21 protein-coding genes and 2 pseudogenes are annotated in these 22,303 nt (G+C 70.4%); 9 read left to right on the top strand and 14 right to left on the bottom strand.

All coding sequences use genetic code 11. The features are described from left to right. The 7 genes and pseudogenes from OH804_RS08500 to OH804_RS08470 all read right to left on the bottom strand — a co-directional run bounded on the left by OH804_RS08500 (position 1) and on the right by OH804_RS08470 (position 6,067). Entirely contained in the window at positions 1-1,293 is a 1,293-nt protein-coding gene (locus tag OH804_RS08500; protein ID WP_406064085.1) for an ABC transporter substrate-binding protein, read from the bottom strand. Positions 1,294-1,331: 38 nt separating this feature from the next. Next, complete coding sequence (locus OH804_RS08495) at positions 1,332-2,171, bottom strand: carbohydrate ABC transporter permease (protein WP_406064083.1); 840 nt, start codon at positions 2,169-2,171, stop codon at positions 1,332-1,334. Between the two features lies 1 nt (position 2,172). Beyond that, complete coding sequence (locus OH804_RS08490) at positions 2,173-3,108, bottom strand: carbohydrate ABC transporter permease (RefSeq protein ID WP_196923638.1); 936 nt, start codon at positions 3,106-3,108, stop codon at positions 2,173-2,175. Then, positions 3,105-4,208 (bottom strand): LacI family DNA-binding transcriptional regulator, encoded by a 1,104-nt coding sequence (locus OH804_RS08485; protein WP_406064081.1) that lies wholly within the window; start codon positions 4,206-4,208, stop codon positions 3,105-3,107. The genes OH804_RS08490 and OH804_RS08485 overlap by 4 nt, the downstream gene beginning before the upstream one ends. Before the next feature lie 201 nt (positions 4,209-4,409). Continuing rightward, positions 4,410-5,123: an IS5 family transposase gene (locus tag OH804_RS08480; RefSeq protein WP_406066480.1), complete on the bottom strand. Its 714-nt coding sequence runs from the start codon at positions 5,121-5,123 to the stop codon at positions 4,410-4,412. 137 nt (positions 5,124-5,260) lie between these two features. Beyond that, positions 5,261-5,449, bottom strand: a pseudogene (locus OH804_RS08475) (IS256 family transposase); the annotation flags it as partial. 72 nt (positions 5,450-5,521) lie between these two features. Further along, on the bottom strand, positions 5,522-6,067 hold the full coding sequence (locus OH804_RS08470; protein WP_357105602.1) for a helix-turn-helix domain-containing protein: 546 nt from the start codon (positions 6,065-6,067) through the stop codon (positions 5,522-5,524). A gap of 145 nt (positions 6,068-6,212) precedes the next feature. Here OH804_RS08470 and OH804_RS08465 point away from each other — a divergent pair, with 145 nt between their 5' ends. From OH804_RS08465 to OH804_RS08450, 4 genes are all read left to right on the top strand, one after another. After that, positions 6,213-7,076 (top strand): oxidoreductase, encoded by an 864-nt coding sequence (locus OH804_RS08465; protein ID WP_406064079.1) that lies wholly within the window; start codon positions 6,213-6,215, stop codon positions 7,074-7,076. A gap of 97 nt (positions 7,077-7,173) precedes the next feature. Then, positions 7,174-8,055 carry an SDR family NAD(P)-dependent oxidoreductase gene (locus OH804_RS08460; RefSeq protein ID WP_357105606.1) on the top strand — a complete coding sequence of 294 codons (882 nt, stop codon included), beginning with the start codon at positions 7,174-7,176 and terminating at the stop codon, positions 8,053-8,055. A 55-nt stretch (positions 8,056-8,110) separates the two neighbouring features. After that, positions 8,111-9,562, top strand: a complete 1,452-nt coding sequence (locus tag OH804_RS08455; RefSeq protein WP_357105609.1) for an aldehyde dehydrogenase — start codon at positions 8,111-8,113, stop codon at positions 9,560-9,562. A 278-nt stretch (positions 9,563-9,840) separates the two neighbouring features. Further along, positions 9,841-10,092, top strand: coding sequence for a helix-turn-helix domain-containing protein (locus OH804_RS08450; RefSeq protein WP_406066478.1), 252 nt, complete (start codon positions 9,841-9,843; stop codon positions 10,090-10,092). A 124-nt stretch (positions 10,093-10,216) separates the two neighbouring features. On the opposite strand, the pseudogene OH804_RS08445 reads toward OH804_RS08450, so the two are convergent. The 3 genes and pseudogenes from OH804_RS08445 to OH804_RS08435 all read right to left on the bottom strand — a co-directional run. Further along, positions 10,217-10,786: pseudogene (locus OH804_RS08445) on the bottom strand (ATP-binding cassette domain-containing protein); the annotation flags it as partial. A 254-nt stretch (positions 10,787-11,040) separates the two neighbouring features. Next, complete coding sequence (locus tag OH804_RS08440) at positions 11,041-11,781, bottom strand: alpha/beta fold hydrolase (RefSeq protein WP_406064076.1); 741 nt, start codon at positions 11,779-11,781, stop codon at positions 11,041-11,043. Next, positions 11,778-11,930: a hypothetical protein gene (locus tag OH804_RS08435; protein WP_196923641.1), complete on the bottom strand. Its 153-nt coding sequence runs from the start codon at positions 11,928-11,930 to the stop codon at positions 11,778-11,780. The genes OH804_RS08440 and OH804_RS08435 overlap by 4 nt, the downstream gene beginning before the upstream one ends. A gap of 151 nt (positions 11,931-12,081) precedes the next feature. Between OH804_RS08435 and OH804_RS08430 the strand changes: the two genes are divergently transcribed. Next, positions 12,082-13,674 carry a tannase/feruloyl esterase family alpha/beta hydrolase gene (locus OH804_RS08430; protein WP_406064074.1) on the top strand — a complete coding sequence of 531 codons (1,593 nt, stop codon included), beginning with the start codon at positions 12,082-12,084 and terminating at the stop codon, positions 13,672-13,674. 59 nt (positions 13,675-13,733) lie between these two features. Here the strand turns inward: OH804_RS08430 and OH804_RS08425 are convergent, their stop codons facing one another. Continuing rightward, a complete protein-coding gene (locus tag OH804_RS08425) occupies positions 13,734-14,339 on the bottom strand; it encodes a TetR/AcrR family transcriptional regulator (protein ID WP_196923643.1) in 606 nt (201 codons plus the stop codon). A gap of 141 nt (positions 14,340-14,480) precedes the next feature. Here OH804_RS08425 and OH804_RS08420 point away from each other — a divergent pair, with 141 nt between their 5' ends. The 3 genes from OH804_RS08420 (at position 14,481) to OH804_RS08410 (ending at position 16,979) form a co-directional block, all read left to right on the top strand. After that, a complete protein-coding gene (locus OH804_RS08420) occupies positions 14,481-15,584 on the top strand; it encodes an aldo/keto reductase (RefSeq protein WP_196923644.1) in 1,104 nt (367 codons plus the stop codon). Positions 15,585-15,595: 11 nt separating this feature from the next. Beyond that, entirely contained in the window at positions 15,596-15,973 is a 378-nt protein-coding gene (locus tag OH804_RS08415) for a nuclear transport factor 2 family protein (protein WP_196923645.1), read from the top strand. Between the two features lie 88 nt (positions 15,974-16,061). After that, on the top strand, positions 16,062-16,979 hold the full coding sequence (locus OH804_RS08410; RefSeq protein WP_406064070.1) for an NADP-dependent oxidoreductase: 918 nt from the start codon (positions 16,062-16,064) through the stop codon (positions 16,977-16,979). 23 nt (positions 16,980-17,002) lie between these two features. On the opposite strand, the gene OH804_RS08405 is transcribed toward OH804_RS08410, so the two are convergent. Together OH804_RS08405 and OH804_RS08400 are read right to left on the bottom strand one after the other, a co-directional pair. Further along, positions 17,003-19,726 carry an ATP-binding protein gene (locus OH804_RS08405; RefSeq protein WP_406064068.1) on the bottom strand — a complete coding sequence of 908 codons (2,724 nt, stop codon included), beginning with the start codon at positions 19,724-19,726 and terminating at the stop codon, positions 17,003-17,005. 108 nt (positions 19,727-19,834) lie between these two features. Continuing rightward, positions 19,835-20,437 carry a VOC family protein gene (locus OH804_RS08400; protein ID WP_406064066.1) on the bottom strand — a complete coding sequence of 201 codons (603 nt, stop codon included), beginning with the start codon at positions 20,435-20,437 and terminating at the stop codon, positions 19,835-19,837. A 245-nt stretch (positions 20,438-20,682) separates the two neighbouring features. On the opposite strand from OH804_RS08400, the gene OH804_RS08395 reads away from it, so the two are divergent. Beyond that, positions 20,683-21,222, top strand: coding sequence for a DUF308 domain-containing protein (locus OH804_RS08395; RefSeq protein WP_406064064.1), 540 nt, complete (start codon positions 20,683-20,685; stop codon positions 21,220-21,222). A gap of 54 nt (positions 21,223-21,276) precedes the next feature. Here OH804_RS08395 and OH804_RS08390 read toward each other — a convergent pair whose 3' ends face one another. Continuing rightward, positions 21,277-22,263, bottom strand: a complete 987-nt coding sequence (locus OH804_RS08390) for an alpha/beta fold hydrolase (RefSeq protein WP_406064062.1) — start codon at positions 22,261-22,263, stop codon at positions 21,277-21,279. Positions 22,264-22,303 lie beyond the last annotated feature (40 nt).

The raw sequence follows: 22,303 nt of genomic DNA, 5'->3' as shown, positions 1-22,303 counted from the left end.
TTACCTCAGAACCTGCTTGCCACCGTCGACCAGCTGCGTGGCGAGCTGATCGAGGGTGATCTTGTTGGCGAAGTACTGCTGGAGGGCCGGGGTGGCGTACTTGGTCTTCCACTCCGGGTAGCCGTCGGCCTGCTGGAACGGGGCGACGGTCAGGTCCGCGGCGCTGTCCGCGGCGACGTCCCAGCCCTGCTTGCCGGCGGTGAGCTTGACCAACTCCTCGTTGGCCTGCTTGCCGGTCGGCACGAGCCAGTCGCCCTTGGCCAGGGCGGCCATGTTGGTCGGGTTCAGGAAGTACTCCAGGAACTGCGCGGCCTGCTTCTTGTGCTTGCTGTCCTCGGAGATCGACAGCGTCTGCGGGTTGGCGGCCTGCTTGGTGGAGAGCCCCTTGATCGGGGGCAGGGTGACCCACTCGAAGCCGGCCGGCGCCTGCTCGACCATCTGCTGGCGCAGCGACACCGAGCCGGGCAGCATCGCGTACTTGCCGCCGAAGAAGCCGGGCAGGGTGTCCGCGCCGCTCATGCCGAGCGCCTCCGGTGAGGCGGACTTGGCGGTGTAGAGCATGTCGTGGATCCGCTTCGGGATCTCCTTCTCCGCGTCGCCGACCTTGACCTCGGTGCGGCCACCGTCGCCGTAGAAGAACTTGCCGTCGTAGTTGAGCGCCAGGTTCAGCACCCGGTTGGTCGGCGACTTCAACGCCCAGGCCGCGCCGTACTGGCCTGGCTTGGTGAGCTTCTGCGCGTTGGCCTGGAACTCGTCCCAGGTCCAGCCGCCGTCGGCCGGCGGCACCGCGACACCGGCGGCGTCGAGCAGCTTCTTGTTGGCGATGACGACCTGCGACTCCAGCAGGAACGGCACACCGGTGACCTTGCCGTCGACGGTGGCGGTGTCCCAGATGCCCTTGTCGATCTGACCCTTGAGGTCGTCGGAGACCAGGTCGGAGAGGTCGGCCAGGTAGCCCTGCTTGCTGAACTCGCCGATCGCGGACGCCTCGTAGTGCACGATGTCCGGCGCGTCGCCGCCCTCGAACGAGGTGAGTAGCTGGTCGTGCACCGAGTTCCAGTCACCCTGGACGTACTCGACCTGGATGTCCGGGTGCTCGGCGTTCCACTTGGCTACCAGGTCCTTGTTGACCTGCAACGACTCCTTCTGCCAGGCGAGGCTGAGGAAGCGCAGCTTGGCGGGGCCGGAGGTGGCCTCGTCGTCGTCGCCGGCACCGCACGCTGTGAGCGCGCCGAGGCCGATGACCGCGACCGCGGCGGCCGCCGCGAGTCGACGGAATCGGGTACGGAGCATGGGGGGTTACCTCCTTGGTGGTGGTGGTTGGGGGACGGTCAGCCCTTGACCGCGCCCGCGAGCGACCCGGACGACAGCCGGCGCTGCATGAACGCGAAGAAGACCAGGCTGGGCAGCGTGGCCAGCAGTGAGCCGGCGGCCAGGGGTCCCAGCCGGGCGGTGCCCTCGATGCCGACGAAGCGGGCCAGCGCCACCGGCAGGGTGGCCAGCTCCGGGGTCTTGATCAGCACCAGCGCGAAGAAGAACTCGTTCCAGGCCGAGATGAAGGAGAACAGCGCTGTCGCGACCAGGCCCGGGGCGAGCAGCGGGAAGACCACCCGCCGCAGGACCTGCACCCGGGTCGCGCCGTCGACCGAGGCGGCCTCCTCCAGCTCCCTCGGGATGTTGCGGACGAAGCCCTGCAGCATCCACAGCGCGAACGGCAGCGCCCAGACCACGTAGATCAGCACCAGCCCGGCGTGCGTGTTGGCCAGGCCGACCTGCCGCAGCACCAGGAAGATCGGGATGATCAGCAGCACGAACGGGAAGAGCTGGGACAGCAGCACCCAGCCCAGCGCGGCGGTGCCGAGCTTGGAGCGGAACCGGGCGAGGGCGTACGACGCCGGCATGGCGACCAGCACTGTCAGCACCGCCGAGGCGAGGGAGACCTGGAGGCTGTTGAGCGCCGCCCGGCCCAGCTCCTGCTCGGTGAAGGCCTGGACGAAGTTCTGCACTGTCGGGTTGTCCGGGATCAACGTCGGGTGCAGGCGTACCAGCTCGCGCGGCGGCTTGAACGCCGTGGAGAGCAGCCAGACCAGCGGGAACCCGAGGAAGATCAGGTAACCGGCGAGCGCCAGGTACTGAAGCGTCCGGCTGGTGCGGCTCGGTTTTCCGAACATGTCAGTTCGCCTCCCTGAGCCGGCGACGGAGATAGACAGCGAGCAGCGCGACGATGATCACGACCATGACGTTGCCGAGCGCCGCCGCGTAGCCGTAGTTGCCGTAGCGGAACGCCTCCTCGTACGCGAAGAGCATCGGCAGCATCGTCTTGCCACCCGGTCCACCAGCGGTGAGCACGTAGACCAGGCCGAACGAGTTGAAGTTCCAGATGAAGTCCAGCGAGGTGATCGCCACGATCACCGGCGCCAGCGCGGGCAGGGTGACGTGCCGGAACCGGTGCCAGGTGCTGGCCCCATCCACCGCCGCCGCCTCGTGCAGCTCGCGACCCACGCCCTGCAGGCCGGCGAGCAGGACGACTGTGGTCTGCGGCATGCCCGCCCAGACGCCGACGATGATCACCGCGGGCAGGGCGGTGCTGAAGTCGCCCAGCCAGTTCGTCCGCAGCCCGTCGGCGCCGATGCGGTGGAAGAACTCGTTGATCAGGCCGGCGTCGGGGTGGTAGACGAGCTTCCACAGGATGCCGACCACGACCGGCGGCATAGCCCACGGCACGACGGCGAGCACCCGCGCCACACCTCGGAACCGCAGTTGCTGGTTGAGCAGTAGCGCCAGCCCGAGGGCGAGCAGGAACTGCAACACCGTCACCCCGACCGCCCAGAGCAGGCCGATCTTGAAGGAGTTCCAGAACAGCTCGTCGCCGAGGAGTTCCCGGTAGTTGGCCAGGCCGGTGAAGCTGACCTCGACGTTGCGGCCGGCGCGGGCATCGGTGAAGCCGAGGTAGATGCCCCGCAGCAGCGGGAACACCGACAGCAGCAGGATCGGCAGCAGCGACGGCAGCAGCAGCAGGTAGATGGTGGTGCGGTCGGAGCGGAACCGGCTCGGCCGGCGGGCCGACCCGGCCCGCTCGACGTCCGGCCGCTCGGCCAGGGTGGTCATGCGGTCACCCCTTCGCTGGACGGGTGGGTGGTCGGTGGGCCGGCCGGCGCGCTGGCGGGTCGGGGGGCCGGCAGCGTCGCGATGCTGGACGCGCGGACGACGAGGCTTGGTGGCACCTGCTCGCGTCGCGGCGGCAGTGTGGCGTCGGCGATGCGTTGCAGGAGCAGTTCGGCGGCCCGGCGACCACGCTCGGCCGAGCCGAGCGAGACGCTGGAGAGCTGGGGGAACATCATCCGGGCCAGTTCGGTGTCGTCCATGCCGACCAGGGCGACGTCCTGCGGGACCCGACGACCGGCGGCCAGCAGGGCGTGCAGCGCGCCGACCGCGATGAGGTCGTTGGCGCAGACCAGCGCGTCCGGCTCGGCGCGGGCGAGCAGTCGCTCGGTGGCGGCGCGGCCGGCCGCGTACTGGAAGTCGCCGACCTCGATCAGCTCGTCGTCGAGCGGAATGCCGTGCCCGGCCAGGGCGGCCCGGAATCCGGCGTCGCGGGCGGCGCCCGGGACGGTGTCGAGGGGGCCGTTGACGAAGCCGATCCGCCGTCGGCCGGTGGCGACGAGATGGTCCACGGCCAGCGCCACACCGTGCCGTGAGTCGGTACGCACGTTGTCGATGGGAGCGTCCGCGCCGAGCTGGCCGACGACCACCACCGGCACCGGGCTGTCCACCAGCGCGGTGAGGTGGGCGTCGGTGACCCGGATCGGCGAGACGATCATGCCGTCCACGTAGCGGTTGGCCAGGCGTCGCAACAGGGCGGTCTCGTTGTCGATCCGTCCGCCGGTGGCGTGCACCAGCAGTTGCCGCCCGGAGGACGCGACAACGGCCTCGATGGCCCGCATCATCTCCACGTAGACCGGGTTGCCGATGTCCTCCACCGCGAGCGCTACGAGCCCGGTTCGCTGGGACTGCAGGGACCGGGCGATCGCGTTGGGCACGTAGCCCACCTCGGCCGCCGCCTCGCGAACCTTGCGGATCGTCTCGGGGCTGCCGCCGACACCGTTGAGCACCCGCGAGGCGGACGCGATGGATACGCCGGCGCGGGCGGCGACGGTGTGCACCGTGGGCCGGCCGTCCGCCGGTTCCTGTAAACGTTTACGACCCACGTCCGGCACCTCCACCCGATAGCTGTAAACGTTTCCGGGAGTCTGCTCCGCAGATGGCGGAGAGGTCAAGGGCCCGTTACGAAAACGTTTCCAACCTCCGCGCTCGCGACCCCGCGGCGGGAAGGGCCAGCTCTCGGCCGGGCCACCGGGAGCGGAGTCGTCGGTCGTGGGTGGCGATGACGGTGGCGCCTAAGGCGTGTTTCACAACCACTCGCCGATGATGGTGATGGTCAGGACGGCTTGGAAGCGGACGGCTAACTTGTCGTAGCGGGTGGCGACGCCGCGGTGGCGTTTGAGGCGGGCAATGCCGTTCTCGACGGCGTGGCGCAGCCGGTATTGCTGCGGGTCGAACTTCGGCGGGCGCCCGCCGCGGGAGCCTTTGGCTTGGCGGTGGGCGTCCTGATCTTTCTTGCGGGGGATGCAGGCCTTGATCCCACGGGAGCGTAGATAGCCACGGTTGACGCGGCTGGTGTAGGCCTTGTCGGCCAGCACCAGCACCGGACGCGATCGGGCCCGGCCGACGCCGAGCCTGTTGACCCGGATACGGCGTAGAACCGGGATGAACTGGGGGCTGTCGCCGCGGTGCCCGGCCGTGACGGTCATCGACAGGACTTTCTGGCCTTGCTCGCAGGCCAGATGGGTCTTGGTGGTTAGCCCGCCGCGGGAACGGCCCAGCCCGTGATCGGCCGGTTCGTCATGGACACCGCCGGGTGGTTCCTTCTGCAGGTGCCCGTCGATGCGGGCGTACTCGGCCGGGACATCGCGCCACGGGGCACCGATCCGGATCCGCCACCGGATCCCATCGATCAGCTGCCGTATGTCCCACTTCGGCGGCCGACCCGTACCCGACGCGGCAGGCAGCAGCGGGGCCAGCACAGCCCACTGCGCGTCGGTCAGGTCATGCCGCCTCGTCACCGCTAAGGTGGCCACGAGATCTCCGGTAGGAAGTTCTTGCTTGGTCGCAGAACCAGATACCGGAGACCTCTTCAGTTATCGATCACCGCCACGCCGCAACTTCAGGCCTCAGCGGGACTTACGAAACACGCCTGAGGCTCGGTCATCTCCTCGTTGAGCGCGGTCTCCAGGACCGTCTTGGTCAACTGCTTCAGCAGCCCATCCGGGCCGGTCAGCGACAGCCCTTGTTCCTTCGCGGCCCGGACCAGCTCAGCGGCAGCCCTCGCCTCCGCCGACGGCTCGGGCCGCTTCTTGCGTCCGGTCTGATCGTTTACTGTCGCGGTCATCACGGCACCTCCTCACCAGGCACAACACCTAGCGGGTCAGGCCGGAAACACCGTTAGACCCACAGACCCCCGTCAGGCCGCGCCGAGGCCGTTCATGAAGGTGGCTACGACGAGGTCGGCGGCTTGCGGTGGCGTCAGGGTAGGGAACTGGTGGGCTGCGGCGTCGACGAGTTGGTCGAGGACCGTTCGCGCCCAGGTCATGTCCACGTCGCCGCGGAGGTATCCCTCGTCTCGTGATCGGCGGATGAAGGCGTCGACTCGGGCGCTCTGCTCCTGACGGCGGATGCTGGCGGCAGGGTCGTTCTGCATCATGCGGCGAGTGTCGAGAGGCCATTCGCGGCTGACGGGGACGATTCCCTCCACGTAGCGGTGCAGGGCGACGGGCACGGGGGCCTCGGTCAGGCGGGCCTCGTCGAGGACGTTTTCGGCGGAGTCGAGCTTGGCCTGGAAGACGGCGCTGAGCAGGGCTTCGCGGTTCGCGAAGCGGCGGTGCAGGGTGGTGCGGTCCACTCCGGCGGCAGCGGCGACGGCTGACATGGAGGTGCCGGGGTCCTCGGCCAGAAGTCGAGCTCCGGCGCGGAGGACGGCATCTAGGTTGCGGGCGGCGTCGGCTCTCATGGTGCTGCGATCTTACTCGACCGTTTCAGTTACCCGGCAATCTTCTACGTGTGAGCCGCGGAACAGAATATTATCGCCTCACTGCTGTTGCATTTAGCGACCGTAGCTCTACGGTTGTGTTGCTGCCCGCTTCGGGCGGCGAGGAATGACAAGCGAGAGGCTCCGTACGATGACAAGGACTTGGCTGATCACCGGTGGCTCGCAGGGCCTGGGCAAGGCACTGGTGCTCGCAGCGCTGGAGGCCGGCGACCGAGTAGTGGCGACTTCCCGCAAGCCGGAAGCGCTGGCTTCCCTGGTGGCAGAGCACCCCGAGCGTCTCGCGACCGTCGCGCTCGACGTCACCTCCCCGGCGCAGGCCCGAGAGGTGGTCGCCGCGGCGGTGCAGCGGTTCGGCTCCATCGACCTGGTGGTCAACAACGCGGGCTACGCCACCAGCGGCTCGATCGAGGATTTTCCCGAGGAGGAATTCCGCGCGCAGGTCGAGGCGAACCTGTACGGCGTGGTCAATGTGACGAGGGCGGTGCTACCCGTGATGCGCGGCCAGCGCTCCGGGCACATCGTGCAGATCTCCTCGATCGGCGGCCGGGTGGGCGGCACCCCTGGCCTGGGTGCCTACCAGACGGCGAAGTTTGCTGTGGAGGGCTTCTCCGAGGTCCTCGCCAACGAAGTGGCCCCCTTGGGCATCAAGGTCACCATCGTCGAGCCGGGTGGTATCCGCACCGGCTGGGCCGCCGGGGCCGCCGAGCCCTCCGGTCCCATCACGCCTGACTACGAGCAGACGGTTGGCGCGTGGCTGGATCGATTCGCGCAGTATGCCGGGAACGAGCCCGGCGACCCGCACCGCATGGCCCGCGCCATCGTCGACACTGTGGACGCCGCGGAGCCTCCGCGCCGGCTGCTGCTCGGCAGCGACGCACTAGGGATCGCGATCAGCTCAGAGGAAGGCCGTATAGCGGAAGCCAACTCGTGGGCCAAGGTGAGCCGGTCCACGGATTACCCCACCGCCTGACCGACTCCGTGGTGGCTGGGGAACGGGGCCGGTCAATGCGCGCCGCATACCTGCCCCGCTCCGCGAGCGCACCCCAGTTCGCCAAGGGATGAACGCAATGATCAAGACCTTTTTGATAGCCGGTGCGGCGGGGGGACTGGGCGGCCGGGTCGTCGAGGCCGCCCTCGCCGCCGGCCACAACGTAGTAGCGACCGACCTCGCGCCCCACGGCGTATCTGTACCTGACGAGTACCGCGACCGGTTGCGCGTACGCATCATGGACGTCACCGATCCGGACTCCGCCCGTGCTGCGGTCGCTTGCGCGGTCGCCGAGTTCGGCGCGGTCGATGTGCTCGTGAACAGCGCCGGTGCCCGAACTGTCGGTTCGATCGAGGACATGTCCGACGACGATTTCCACCGCGATGTCGACGTCAACTTCTTCGGTGCGGTCAACACCGTGCGCGCCGTCCTGCCGGTGATGCGCCCGCGTCGTTCTGGCAGCATCATCAACGTCTCCACCATTGGCGGCCGGCGCAACCAGCCCGGTCTGAGCGCCTACCAGTCATCCAAGTGGGCGCTGGGCGGTTTCACCGAGATCCTCGCCCGCGAGGTAGCCCCCATCGGGATCCGCGTCACCTTGGTGGAACCTGGCGGAATCCGAACCCCGTGGGCAGTCGCCCCGATGACGGTGCCGGACATCCACCCCGAGTACGAGGAAACGGTCGGCGCCTTCGCCCGCACCTACAGCAACAACCCCGACGTGCAGCGGGGCGACCCGGCCAAGATGGCCGCCGCGATCCTGAGGCTCACCGAAGAGCCGGCACCGCCGATGCGGCTTCTGCTCGGCTCCGACGCTGCCTGGCTCGCCCCGCAGATCACGACGGCGCGAGCCGCGGAAGACGCGGCGTGGCGCGAACTCAGCGTATCCACCGACCGCGACGGACTCGGCGATTTCGCCGACACCGAGGTCGCGCGGATGGTCCGCCCGGCCAAGCCCTGATACCCACCCCACCATCCCCTTCCCTCCACCACTTTTCACCTAAGGAATGACAGACATGACTGTGCGCGACAAGCTCTACATCGGTGGTTCCTGGGTGACTCCCAGCGCACCGGAGCTGATGCTCGATATCCTGTCGCCCCACGACCAGTCGGTCATCGGCCGTGCGGCGCAGGCCGCGCCGGCCGACATCGACAGGGCGGTCGCTGCGGCGCGTGAGGCATTCGACCACGGCCCATGGCCGCGTACCACGCCCGAAGAGCGCCAGGAGGTCGTGCGTCGCTACGATGCGCTGCGCACCGCTCGGGCCGACGACATCGCCGCGGCGATCTCGACCGAGAACGGCTCGGCGGGCTGGTTCACCAAGATCGGTCAGCCATTCCTGACCCGTCAGACCAACGCCTACCTCCAGGCAGCCGAGGAGTTCGGCTGGGAGGAAATCGTCACCCCGTCCGACCCTTCGGTGGCCTTCGACACCATCGTGCGGCGCGAGGCGATCGGTGTGGTCGCCGCGGTCATCCCGTGGAACTCCCCGTTCTCCGCCGCCACCGCGAAGCTGATCCCGGCTCTGCTGGCGGGCAACACCGTCGTGCTGAAGGTCTCCCCGGAGAACTCGCTGAGCATGATGCTGCTGGCGGACCTGTGGCACGAGGCCGGCCTGCCCGAGGGCGTCCTCAGTGTTCTTCCGGCGGACCGTGAGACCAGCGAGCACCTCGTCTCGCACGCCGACGTGGACAAGATCTCCTTCACCGGTTCGACCCGCGCCGGACGGCGGATCGCGGCGATCGCCGGGGAGCAGCTGAAGCGTGTGGGTCTCGAGCTGGGCGGCAAGTCCGCCGCCCTGATCCTGGACGACGCCGACCTGGCGGCCGCGATGCAGGGCCTCAGGTTCGGTTCGCTGGGCAACAACGGTGAGGCGTGCATCCTGCAAACTCGGATCCTGGCCCCGCGCAGCCGCTACGAGGAGGTCGTGGCCGCAGTGAAGGAAATGGTCGAGTCGCTGAAGGTCGGCGACCCCTCCGCCGCCGACACCTTCATCGGCCCGATGATCCGCCGCGACCAGCAGCAGCGGGTCATTGACTACATCAACATCGGCATCGAGGAGGGCGCACGGCTGGTGACCGGCGGGCCGCAGGTCCCGGCAGGCCTGGAGAACGGCAACTATGTCACACCGACCGTATTCGCCGACGTCGACAACGGCATGCGCATCGCGCAGGAGGAGATCTTCGGCCCGGTCCTGGCCGTCATCGCCTACGACAACGATGACGATGCTGTGCGGATCGCCAACGACTCCGAGTACGGACTGTCCGGCGGCATCTGGTCCACGGACGCCGCCCGCGCCCTGGCCGTCGCCCGCCGGCTGCGCACGGGCACAGTCACGCTGAACGGCTCTCCGATCAGCTTCGACGGACCCTTCGGCGGCTACAAGGCCAGCGGCCTCGGCCGCGAGTACGGCAAGGTCGGCCTGACCGGCTACGTCGAGCATAAGTCGATCACCCGCACCCGGTGATCGCGTGTGCGAGGGCCTCGTCTGAGCGGCGTTCTCGTCTGCGCCCGGTTGGCCTCCGCAATGAGCTCGAAGCTCTTGAGCCGGTTACCGTATCCGTGCATGATATTGGCGATCATGATCTCGTTCGCCCCCGTGCGCTCGGCGAGATCCTCCAACCCTGCCTTGACGGTCGCCTGTGAACCGACGATGTGGTGGTTGAAGCACTCCGTCACGTGTTGCTCCTGAGCGGGTATCCAACCGATGCGCGGTGCGGCTTCGGCTTCTTGCGGCGACATCAGATGCCCTGGCCCGCCGGACATGCCGAGATCTCCCGCGGGCTCGCGGAAGGCTTGCTGTATAAGGAAATCGGGGTTCGGATCGGCCGGGACCCGTCGGTCGTGTCGCGGGAAGTCGCCCGGCACGGCGGCCGGGCTGCTCGTCGTCGTAGCGCCGGCGCCACCGCTGCGCCTCGGCACGCTTGGCGGCCAGGTACGCGCTGTAGCCCCCGCCGAAGCGGACCGGCCCGTCGACCGACGGGTCCAGGTCGATGAGATCGGTGCAGACCGCGTCCAGGAAGGCCCGGTCGTGGCTGGCCACCACGACCACCCCGGGCATGGCACGGAGCTGGCCCTCGCAGAACGCCGCAGCCGCGTCGTCGAGGTGGTTGGTGGGCTCGTCGAGCAGCAGCGCATCCGGCCGGCGGATCAGCAGGGCGGCGAGGGCCAGCCGGCCGCGCTGCCCGCCGGACAGCGCGCCGAGCCTGCGGTCGTGGGGTATTCCGCCGAGGCCGAGGCCGTCGAGCACCGTCACCGCACGCCGGTCGGCATCCCAGGCGTCACCGTCCTGGGCCCGTTCCAGAACCTCGGCGTACGCGGCCAGCAGCCCGGCGTGCCGCTCGGACTCCTCCGGCGTTTCGGCCAGGGCGGCACCAAGCCGGTCCAGCTCGGCGAGATCCGTGCGGGCCCCGCGCAGAGCGTCGTCCAGGACGGCGGCGACGGTCACGGACGGGGCGTGGGGCATTTCCTGGTGCAGGAAGCCGAGACGTGGTGGGCGCGCGACGGTGCCGGAGTCGGGTTCGTCGGCGCCGGCGAGGACCCGCAGCACTGTCGTCTTGCCGGTGCCGTTCTCACCGATCAGGCCGATCCGGTGGCCGGGCGCGGCGGTCAGGGAGACGCCGTCGAGCACCCGGCGGTCGCCGCGGACCCGTACGAGGTCATGGGCGACGAGAGCAGGTCGAACAGACATGGGGAACCTCGGAGAACGACGATCCGGGGCGCACACCGGCACCCCGGCGGGAGCAGAGCATGACGACGGAGGCCGCGGCGACGGAGGCGTGATCACGCGCCCGTCGGCGGCCGGTCCGGGTGCTCACCCGGAGATGTCGTCGTCACCTGCCACGCCTGCTCCGATCTCCGGCAACTCGGGCGCAAGAATAACTCGCCGCCCGTGGTCCAGCTTTCGCTGCCGTCGTTCCCGGCGATGTGCTCGACCGACCGCTCTCAGCCGGTCGCCAGCAGCCGGGCGATCGTCGCCGGCTCGGCCAGGTGCGGGAAGTGGCTACCGGGTAGCACGGTCACCGCAACCTCCGGCAGGGTCTCGGTCAACCAGGCCAGGTAACGGGCCGGCGGCTCGGACGAGGTCACCCAGCGGTAGGGGATCGCCCGCTCGCCGATGGATCGCAGCGCGCGGTGCCGCTCGGCGGCAATTCCCTCGTCGGAGCCGTGCAGGATCTCGTCCCAGTAGCCCAGCAGCAGGTCCGGCCGGGGATCGGTCGCGCTCGTCACGATTTCGCGCGCCTCGGCCGGCAACGACTCGATGCCCATCCCGGCCAGCATGCCGTCCCACACCCGCCGCCAGTCCGGGCCGCGCAGCGTCGGCTCGCTCTGGCGTACGGCGGCACCGAACGGGCCGGGCAGCAGGATCTGGTCCAGGTTCACCACGCCACGCACCGGGTAACGGCCCGCGTACGTCGTGGCGACCACAGCGCCCACCGAGTGCCCCACCACGACCGGCTCAACGAGCCCCGCCTCGGTCACCCGGTCGTGCACGACCTCGGCGACCTCCGCCATCCGATACGAGGCCCGCCGCGGTGAATCGCCGTGACCGGGCAGGTCGAGAGCGAGCACCTGCCGGGCGGGGTCGATCACCGCAAGCTCACGCCGGACCGGATCCCACTGTCGCCGGTCGAACGTGAGGCCATGCAGCAGCACCAGCGGTGGGCGGCGCTCGTCGTCATTCATCTACGTGCCTTTCCTGCGTGCCGGTCACCCGGTACCGCCTCGGACGGAGACCGCGCGGCCTGCACGCGTACCTCGGCGAAGAGTGCGTGTGGGCCGGTCAGCGAGGCCCACGCCGGGTTGTCCAGCACGTCGACGTCAATGGTTTTCACGGTCTTCCGCTCGCTGAGAGACGGCACGACTCAAGCTACTCGGCACAACTCCGGTGTCGGTCCCTGGTGTGGGTTGCTCCATAACGGCCAGGGTTCACCCCAGGGCAACTCCCTGGGGTGAGGATCGTGGACTCCGGCGAGGGTGACGGGCATGAGAAGACGACTGATCATGTTGATGGCGGCTGCCGTGCCGCTGTCGGCCGTCCTGCTGCCGATGGCGGCCGATGCGCGCGACAGCGGCACCGTTTCCGCTACGACGTGTGCGGCGGTGCCGGTCGCCCCGCCCGCTGGCGCCACGGTCGAGTCGGTGACGGCGGTCGCGCACGCGGGCGGAACGGTCACCTTCCCCGCCGTACCCCCGCTCGACGCGCCGCCGCCGATCACCGATGTGCCGGCCTGGTGCGACATCACTGTCACCCTGACCCACCCCGGTGTTCATGACCACGTCCAGGTCAAGGTCTCGCTGCCACAGGACCCGCGACTGTGGACCGGGCGGTTCCAGGCCATCGGCGGCAGCGCCTACCTCGCCGGTGACTTCGGCGCCCCGCTGGTCAGCGCCGTGAAGAACGGCTACGTCGCCGCCGCCACCGATGCCGGCATCGGCCAGAATCCGGCCGATGTCAGCGGCTGGGCGCTCACTGCGGCCGGCACGGTCAACACACCGCTGCTGAAGAACTTCGCCTCCCGCTCGCTGCACGACATGGCCGTCGTCGGCAAGGACGTGGCCAGGAGGTTCTACGGCACTCCGGTGCGCTACGCGTACTGGAACGGTTGCTCGACGGGAGGCCGCCAGGGCTACCAGGAGGCCCAGGACCACCCCACCGACTTCCAGGGCATCCTCGCCGACGCGCCGGCGGTCAACTGGGACCGGTTCGCGGTCGCCACGCTGTGGCCGCAGGTCGTCTTCAACGAGGAGAAGGTCCAGCCCACCCAGTGTGAGCTGGAGGCGTTCAACGCCGCCGCGACGAAGGCCTGCGACACTCTCGACGGCGTTGCCGACGGCATCATCGCCGATCCGCAGGACTGTCACTGGGACACCCGGCGGCTGATCGGCACCACTGTCGTCTGCGAGGGCAAGGAGATCACGATCTCCGCCGCCACCGCCGACGCGGTCCGCAAGATCTGGGCCGGACCGGTCTCCCCCACCGGCAAGAAGCTCTGGTACGGGCCGAACAAGGGCGCGACCTTCGACTGGCTGGCGAAGGCGGGCGAGCCGTTCACCGTCGCCGACACCTGGGTCAAGTACTTCGTGCAGCAGGATCCCTCGTTCGACACCACGAAACTGACCTACCAGCGGTTCGCACAGATCTTCCGCGAATCCCAGGAGCGCTACAACGACGTCATCGGCACCGACGATCCCGACCTGTCCGCGTTCGCCCGCGCCGGCGGCAAGCTGCTCAGCTGGCACGGCCAGGCCGACCAGCTGGTGCCCACCCAGGGCACCGTCGACTACCGCGAGCGGGTCAACCGGGTGTCCGGCGGCAACCGCCGGGTCGACGACTTCTACCGGCTGTTCCTGCTGCCCGGCGTGGCCCACTGCGGCGGCGGCCCCGGCCCACAGCCGACCGGTGAGCTGGACGCGCTGGTCGACTGGGTGGAGAAGGGTCAGGCCCCGGCCACCCTCGCCACGTCGAGCGCCGACGGCAGCGTCACCCGCAACGCCTGCCGGTACCCGCAGGTGGCCCGCTTCACCGGTCACGGCGACCCGAAGGCGGCGGCGAACTACCGCTGCGTCATGGCCTGAGCACAGCTGAGGGCGGCGGCCCGGAGCGATCCCGCTCCGGGCCGCCGCCGACCGGGCCGTCAGGCGGTGCGGGCGCTCGCTTGCAGGCGTTCGATGGTGAGGTCGAGGGCGGCCTCCAGGTGATCGATCTTGCCGGTGGAGAGCAACAGCAGTACGCCTCCCTGGATGCCCGCCAGCAACGCCGCCGACGCGCGCTCGGCGTCCACGTCCGGGGCGATGTCCCCGGTCGACTGCATCTGCCGGATGCCCTCGGTGATCGCCGCCTGCCAGCGCCACATGAGACCGGTCACGATCGCCTGCGCGCCGGGCGCCCGCCGGCCGGTCTGGCCGAGCAGACCGTTGAGCGGGCACTTCACCCCCTGTGCGAGGTAGCGCTCGACGAGCCGGTCGCGCCACGCCAGCCAGGCCGGCCAGGACGTCAGGTTGCTGAGCATCGGCTCCTGGTCGATGAGCACCTGGTCGGCCTCGTGCTGGGCGACAGCAAGCAGCAACTCCTCCTTGCCGTCGGGGAAGTAGTGGAAGAGCTGACCCTTGCTGGTGCCGGTGTGGGCCATCACATCCTCAAGGCGCACGTCGTCGACGCCGCGCTCACGGATCTCGGCGGCGGCACCGGCGACGATCCGCGCCCGGGTCGCCTCGCCCTTGCGGGTCAACGCGCGTGTCATGAGACCTCCGTCACCAGCATCCGCCCTCGGCTGCCGGTCCAACCCTAGCCGCAGGTTTGGACTTGCAGGTCCATTTTTGGCGAGCAAAGGTCTGGAGCGCGGTCCGCCACGGGCCGACACCACGATCGGGAGGACGCAACGATGAACCACTACTACCTGCTCGGGCGGTCCGGTCTGCGGGTGAGCCGGCTGGCGCTGGGCACCATGAACTTCGGCGTCGACGGGTTCCACGCCGCGTACGGCAAGACCGAGGCGGAGGCCGAGCCGATCTTCCGCCAATACCTGGAATCGGGCGGGAACTTCATCGACACGGCGGATTTCTACACCGCCGGGGAGAGCGAGAAGATCCTCGGCCGGCTGATCGACCGGGCCGGTGTCCGGGAACGGCTCGTGCTGACCAGCAAGTTCACCAACACCGTCGACCCGACCGACCCGAACGCCAGCGGCAACGGCCGCAAGCACATCATGCGGGCCGTGGAGGCGTCGCTGCGCCGGCTCGGCACCGACTACATCGACCTGTACCTGCTGCACACCTGGGACCGGATCACCCCGGTCGAGGAGGTCGTGCACACCCTCGACGACCTGGTGCGCGCCGGCAAGATCCGCTACGCCGGCCTCTCCGACGTACCGGCCTGGTACGCCGCCCGGGCACAGAGCTACGCCGAAGCGCACGGGCTGGCCCCGATGATCAATCTGCAGCTCCCGTATTCCCTGGTCAGCCGGGGCATCGAGGCGGAGTACGTGGCGATGGCCCAGACCATGGGCATGGGGCTCACCGCGTGGAGCCCAATCGCCAGCGGCCTGCTCAGCGGCAAGTACCGGCGCACCGGCGACGGTCTGAGCGGCAGCGGCCGGCTGACCAATCCCGACGCCGGAGGTCGCGAGGTCAGCCCCAGCGAGTGGCAGGTCATCGAGGCACTGGAGAGCGTGGCCGCCGACCTGGGTCGCAGCATGGCCCAGGTCGCGATCAACTGGGTCGCCACCCAGCCCGCCGTCGCCTCGGTGATCATCGGGGCGAGCAGTGCCGAGCAGGTCGGCAGCAACTTCGAGGCGCTCGACTTCGAGATCCCGGCCGACGCCCGCCGCCGGCTCGAGGAGGCCAGCGCGCCGCAGTTCGGGGGGCCTTACGTGATGTTCACCCCGCAGTACCAGTCCTGGGTGGTGAGCCCCGGTCTCGGCATCGGCGACAAGCCGGCCGGCTACACCCCGCCGGTGTTCAACGGCGCCACCCAGCCCACCAAGTGAAGGGACCGGACATGGCACAGAGCAACGACACCCTCGTTCGTGAGTTCGTCGAGGCGTTCAACACCAGGGACGCGGACCGCCTCGTTCCCTACCTCCACCCCGATGTCGTCTTCCACGCGTACGGCGACCAGCAGGTGCGCGGCCGGGACGCGGTCGTGGAGGTGTGGCGCGGCGTCTTCGGGATGTTCGCGGAGGTTCAGTTCGCGACAGTGCACCAGGCGGTCGACGGCGACGTCGTGATCGCCGAGCAGGTCCACGGCCTCGGCCTGCCGGGCCGACCGGTGGCACCGGTCATGAACATGGCGATCTACGAGATCCGCGACGGCAGGATCGCCGCCTGGCGTGACTACACCAACCCGGAGTACGCCCAGAAGCTCGTCGCCGGCTGACCCGCCCTCGTGCCCGCGGCCACGAACCCGCAGCCCGGGTCGTGGCTGCGGGCACCCCCCTTTGCCGCACATCCCGATGGAGGAAGACATGCGCGCCATCCGAATGCACGAGTACGGCGGACCGGAGGTGCTCCGCTACGAGGAGGCACCCGTGCCCGTCCCCGGTTCCGGTGAGGTCCTGATCAACGTCGCGGGCACGTCGTTCAACCCGGCGGACGCCGTCATCCGAGCCGGTGTCCTGCACCATTCCCATCCCGTCCGGATGCCGCACATCCCTGGCACCGACGTCGCTGGCACGATCGTCGAACTCGGCCCGGGTGTCACCGGCCATGCGGTCGGCGACCGGGTCATCGCGGCCCTGCCACGACCGGCGGACGGCGCAACCGGGGAGTTCACCGTCGCTCCGGCGGCGATGGTGGTCCCCGCGCCAACGAGCATCCCGCTCGCCGACGCCGCCGCCCTGCCGATCGCCGGGCTCACCGCCTGGCAGGGCATTCACGACCACCTGCGGGTCCGGCCCGGCCAGCGCATCCTGGTCAACGGCGCGGGCGGCGGCGTCGGTCGGTTGGCCGTGCAGTTCGCCAAGCTGGCTGGTGCCACCGTCCTGGGAGTGGCGGGCCCGGCCAGCATCACGGCAGCCCAGTCGGCCGGCCCCGACCAGATCCTGGACTACACGGTCGACCGGCTGACCGAGCCGGTCGACGCTGTGTTCAACACGGCACCCATCGACCGGTCCGGCCTGAATCGGCTCGTCGCCCTCATCGAGCCGGGGGGTCGTCTGGTCTCCATCACCTCGGCCGCGGCGACGGACCGCCGCCCCGCGGTGCGCGCGATGGTCATGACCGTCCGCTGGGATCCCGCCCACCTCAACGAGATTGCCCGCCGGGTGGACGCCGACGGGATCTCGTCAGGCGTCAGCGAGCACCTCCCGATGACAGAGATCGTCGAGGTGCACCGCCGTCACGCTGCCGGCCGCCTGTCGGGCAAGGTCGTGCTCAGTCACTGAACGAGGGGGTCCGTTACCTGCGGTCAGCGGTCGCGCAGGGCCGCCGCCAGCTCCCTGCGCGACCCGATGCCGAGCTTGGTGAAGACCTTGCGCAGGTGCCACTCGACGGTACGAGGGCTGAGGAACAGCGCGGCACCGATCTCCGGGTTGGTCTGCCCGGCCACCGCTAGTCGGGCGATCTGCGCCTCCTGCGGGGTGAGCGCGACCGGCTCACCGAGGGTCCGCTTGCGGACGGTCTCACCGGTGGCGAGCAGTTCCCGGCCCGCCCGCTCGGCGAAGCCCTCCGCGCCCATCGTGGCGAATGCCTCGTGCGCGGCACGCAGTTGAGTCCGGGCATCGGCGCGGCGATTCTCCCGACGCAACCACTCGCCGTACAGCAGTCGGGCCCGGGCCAGTTGCAGACCGAGCTGGCCACCGGTGAGCCGCTCGATCGCCTCCCGGTACCGGTCCTCAGCCCTCCCCGACGCTCCCGTCAGGGCGTCGGCGAGGGACTGCACGCCGAGCGCCCAGTCCGTGCCGGCGGCGCCGGTACGCTCCGCGAGGCGCTCGCGGGCCTCGGCGGCCACCTCGGTCTCTCCGGCTCGGACGGCGGCCTCGACCAGCTCACCGAGCGTCCAGTTGAACACGGCGAGGTCCACGTACTCGGTCGCCTGACGCGCGGCATGCAGCGCGGCCGGATACTGGCCGAGCCCGTTGGCCAGCACCGCCCTGGCGTAGCCGGCCAGGCCGAGCAGGCGCCCCTCGCCACGCGCGTCGGCGTCCTTGACGGTGGCGTCGATCAGCTCCATCGCGGGCAACTCCCGGCCACGGTGGGCGGCCAGGGTGAGCGAGGCGGACGGATGCATGGCCATCCCGGTGGCCTGGCCGAGGGCATCGGCCTCGTCGACCAGGCTGGCCGCGTCGACGAACCGGCCCGCGAACACCAGCGCGCCGGAGCGGAACGTCAACGCTGTGGGCAGCAGCGACAGCGCACCGGTGGCACGGGCGAAGCCGACCGCCCGCTCGGTGAGCCGGAACCAGGCGGCGTCGTCCCACACCTCGTGTGCGACCGGCCCGGCCAGCCAGAGCAGGTGCAGGTTCTCGTCCGCCGTCATCGTTTCGAGAGCCCGGCGGAGATACGGAACGGCGTGCGCGTACCCGTCGAGGGTCCATGCCGTGAGGCCGGTCAGGAACAGGCCGGCCGGCTCGTCGCCGGCCGGCACGCCGCGGGCCGCCTCGGCCGCCCGGCGCAGGTCGCCGCCAGCAAGCCGGCCCGCGTGCACGGCGGCACCCACCGCCGAGAGGTACGTGGTGCGCGCCGAGGCGCGATCCAGCTCCTCAAGCCGGCGGGCGGCCGCGAGCAGTGGTGGACCTGCCGCGTTGCCGGGGTTGAACGCGAACGCGACCTGGGCCCGCAGACGCTCCACCCCGGCCCGCTGCAACGGTTCGAGTGGACCCAACTCGGCGGCCGCCAGCAGGTCCGGAACCTGATTCAGCTCTCCCGCGTCGAGTCGGGCCCGCGCGGCACCCAGGGCGCGTGCGGCACGCGACTTCGGGTCCGGGGTGAGCGCGACGGCGCGCTCGAGGAAGGACGCGGCGGCGGACCGGCCGCCCCGGGCGAGGGCGCGACCGGCCGAACGCTCCAGTTCGGCAGCGACCTCCTCGTCCGGCCCGACGGCGGCGTGCGCCCGGTGCCAGGCGCGGCGGTCGGGGTCGTGATCCGGATCGGTCGCCTCGGCGAGCGCACGGTGCACCTCACGCAGGTCGGCGGCCTCGGCCAACCGCCAGGCGGCCGAACGCACCAGCGGGTGCCGGAACCGCACCCTCGCCCCGAACTCGACCAGTCCCGCGGCCTCGGCCGGCGCGGCGGCGTCAGGTCCGACTCCCAACCGCTCCAGGGCGCGCCACAGCAGCGTCACGTCGCCGACCGGCTCGACCGCCGCGGCGAGCAGGAGTTGGCGGGTGTTCGCCGGAAGCGCGGTGATGCGCCGTCGGAAGCCCTCCTCCATCCGGCTCGCCAGGGGTGCTGCGGCCTGTCCGCCGAACCCGAACGCCAGCTCCGCTGGTGTCAAGCCACGTGGCAGCTCGAGCAGGGCGAGCGGGTTGCCGCGCGTCTCGGCGACGATCCGGTTTCGGACCCGGTCGTCGACCGGCCCGGGTAGCACCGAATCCAACAGCGCCCGCGCCTCCGCGGCCGGCAACCCGTCGACCCGCAGTTCCGGCAGGCTGCCGAGGATCTGTTCGTCCCCCGGGCTGCGGGAGGCGAAGACCAGCGCGATCGACTCCTCGTCCAGTCGGCGGGCGACGAAGGTGAGGATGACCTCCGACATGCGGTCCATCCACTGCACGTCGTCCACGATGCAGACCAGTGGCTGTTCCGCCGCGGCCTCGGCGAGCAGCCCAAGGACGGCGAGGCCGATGAGCAGCCCTTCCGGCGGGTCGCCGGGGCTCAGCCCGAAGGCGGTGGCGAGGGCGAGCCGTTGCGGCTCCGGCAGCCCATCGAGGTGACCGAGCAGCGGCGCGCAGAGTTGCTGGAGCGCCGAGTACGCGATCTCGGACTCCGGCTCCACCCCGGCGGCCCGGGTCACCCGACCGGGCGACGCATGCTCGCTGAGGTAATCCAGGAGTGCGCTCTTACCGGCACCCGCCTCGCCGCGGAGTACCAGCACCCGGCTGTGCCCGGCGCGAACGTCACGCAGGAGTCGGTCGAGCGTGTCCCGCTCGCGCCGACGTCCCCGCAGCGCGGAACCCTCGGTGTTACTCGGCACGTCATCCTCCCCGGCGGAGGGTACACCGAGTGAGATCACCGATCCCGGGTCCGGCCAGCTCAAAGGGCGGCCCCCCGCGCGTCGGCTGCGCGAGGGACCGCGCGGAAATCAGGCGCCGAGGCCGGCGGTCCGGGCCATGTAGTCGGCGTACCAGATCGGCCAGTCCGCGTCCTCGTGACCGAGTTCCGCCTCGTGCCGGCCGTGCGCCGCGGCGGCGTCGCGCAGGGCCTGCTCCACCTCGGGCACCGAGCCGTAGACGACGTGGGTGATCCGTCCCGGTTGCCGCGCGGTGACCTCCTGGAGGACGAAGCCGTTGCCGTCCGGGTCGCTGAACGAGGCGAACGAGCTGTACGACAGTCGCTCCGGCTGCGGGCCGGTCACCCGGTCGCGGGTGCCGGCGTGGTGGAACACGCCTCCGGCGTCGTGGAAGACCTCGCTCACCTCGATTCCACGGGCGACCAGTTCCGCGCGGGCGGCGACCACGTCGTCCACCACGAGGTGTATCCCCTGCACCGAGCCCGGCGCGGCGTCGGACACCCCGTCACCGATGATGATCGAGGACGCCGAGCCGGGCGGGGTGAAGTGCACGACGCGAAAGCCGTCCGGGGCGACGTAGTCGACGTCCTGCCGGAAGCCGACCTTCTGATAGAAGTCCCGGGCCCGGTCCACGTCCGAGACCGGCAGGACGATGACCTCGAGCTTGAAATCCACGATCTTCACTCCTCTGTGGCACCGGACGCCGTTCGCCGTCCGGTGTTCACCGTCGCGCGCAGCACCCACCGGTCGCCCCAGGGAGATTCCCTGGCCGGCGCCCTGGGGTCACCGGCCCAGTGCGCTGAAGGCCAGGCGGTCGGAGGCCAGTGCCTCGGCCAGGGTGTCTCCCTGGGGCCATCCAGCGGCACGGCCGGAAGAGTCGTCTGGGTAACCGACACGACCGGCAGAAAGCTGACCCTCGGATGTCTCCCCTCTTTCGCATCTACCTCGTCCGTGGCCTCGTGGCGATCGCCTGGGCCGCCGGATTCTCGACAGTCAGCGACTCGCTCACCGCCACCACCGTGGTCCTCCTGATCGCCTATCCACTCATCGACGTGGTGGCCTCGTTGCTCGACGCCCGCGAAGATCCCGGCACCCCGGCCCGCAAGCTGCAGATCTTCAACACCACGCTCAGCGCCCTGGCGGCACTCGCCCTGGGGCTGGCGGCCAGCAGCGGGATCGGCGCCGTACTCTTCGCCTTCGGCGTCTGGGCGATCGTCTCCGGCGTGGCCCAGTTCACCGTCGCCATCCGCCGCAACAGCCCGGAACTCGGCCGCCAGTGGCCGATGCTGGTCGCCGGCGCCCTCTCGGTCATCGCCGGCGCGACCTACCTGCCCGCTGCCCTCGGTGCGGAGCCGAGCCTCAGCATGCTGATCGTCTACACCGCGGCCGGCGGTGTCTTCTTCGTCCTGCAGGCCGCGAGCCTCGCCTGGCGGCAGCGCCGACAGACCGTCCGAGCATGACCGACCGACGCCGTGATGGCAGGGGCTCACCTGCCACCACGGCGTCGTCGACCGTCACTCGCCGACGCTTGTCGTCCCAGCAAGCCCGGAGGCCGACGCGTTCTCACCCTCGTAGAGCGCGACGTACCGTCGGCGCCACTCGTCGCCGTCGGCGCCGAGGGCAGCGAGGTTGAGGGTGTTGTGTTCGACGCCCAACGTCGCCGGCAGGGTGCACACCCGCAGCGGAATCGCGTTCGCATCGGCGATCCGGCGCGGCACCCGGACCGCTGCCCCGAGGTCCACCACGCCGTCGAGCGGGCTGATCGCGACCGCCGCGGTCCGCAGCCCGTTCCCCCGGGCGGGGTTCGGCAACGTACGGGCGATCGTCAGGTACTGGGTGACGGCGGCGAGGGAGTAGCCGCGCGACGTGACGCGGTCCCGGAGGACGCGACGCCCGTACAGCACGATGAGCGGCTTGACCGCGTAGGCCGGCGCCTGTCGCGGGTTCGGGCCGAAGAACGGCGAGAGCAACAGCAGATGCCGTACGACGTTGCCCGGCACCTGGGCCAACCAGGCGGCCAGCACGGCGCCGCCGGAGATCCCCACCACGCCGACCTCGTCGCCCAGGGCCGCCGCGACTGCCCACCCCTGCGCGGCGTACGTGGTCAGCTCACCGGCCTCGACCCGGTGGTGGGCCCGCCGGTCCACGGTCCCGTGCTGGGGCGCGCGGGGAATCCAGACGTTGTACCCACGCTGGAAGAACTCCTCGGCCAGCCCCTCGTACTGCTCGGGCGCGAGGGTGTATCCGTGCAACAGCAGCACGGCCCGGCCGGTACGGGAGCCGTGGCTCAGCAGGCGGCTGCGTGACTCCGGTCGGACCTCCGGATCGGCCGCCTCGGCGGCGATGATGGCCGCAGCGGCACGGGTGGCGGTGTCGAAGTCGAGCGGTCGGTCCGGCGCGACCCGGAGCCCACGGCGGCCCACCGGCCAGAGATAGACCCCGGCGACCGCCGCCGCGACGAGCGCCAACCCGCCGACGAGAAGCGCGATGATCTCCGGCATGGACAGATGCTGACAGGGGTCGCGCTCGGCGCCGGCTGAG

The sequence above is a fragment of the Micromonospora sp. NBC_00860 genome (assembly GCF_045207375.1).
GTDB classification, from domain to species: Bacteria; Actinomycetota; Actinomycetes; order Mycobacteriales; family Micromonosporaceae; genus Micromonospora; species Micromonospora vinacea.
This window is presented reverse-complemented; position numbering and strand designations above follow the sequence as displayed.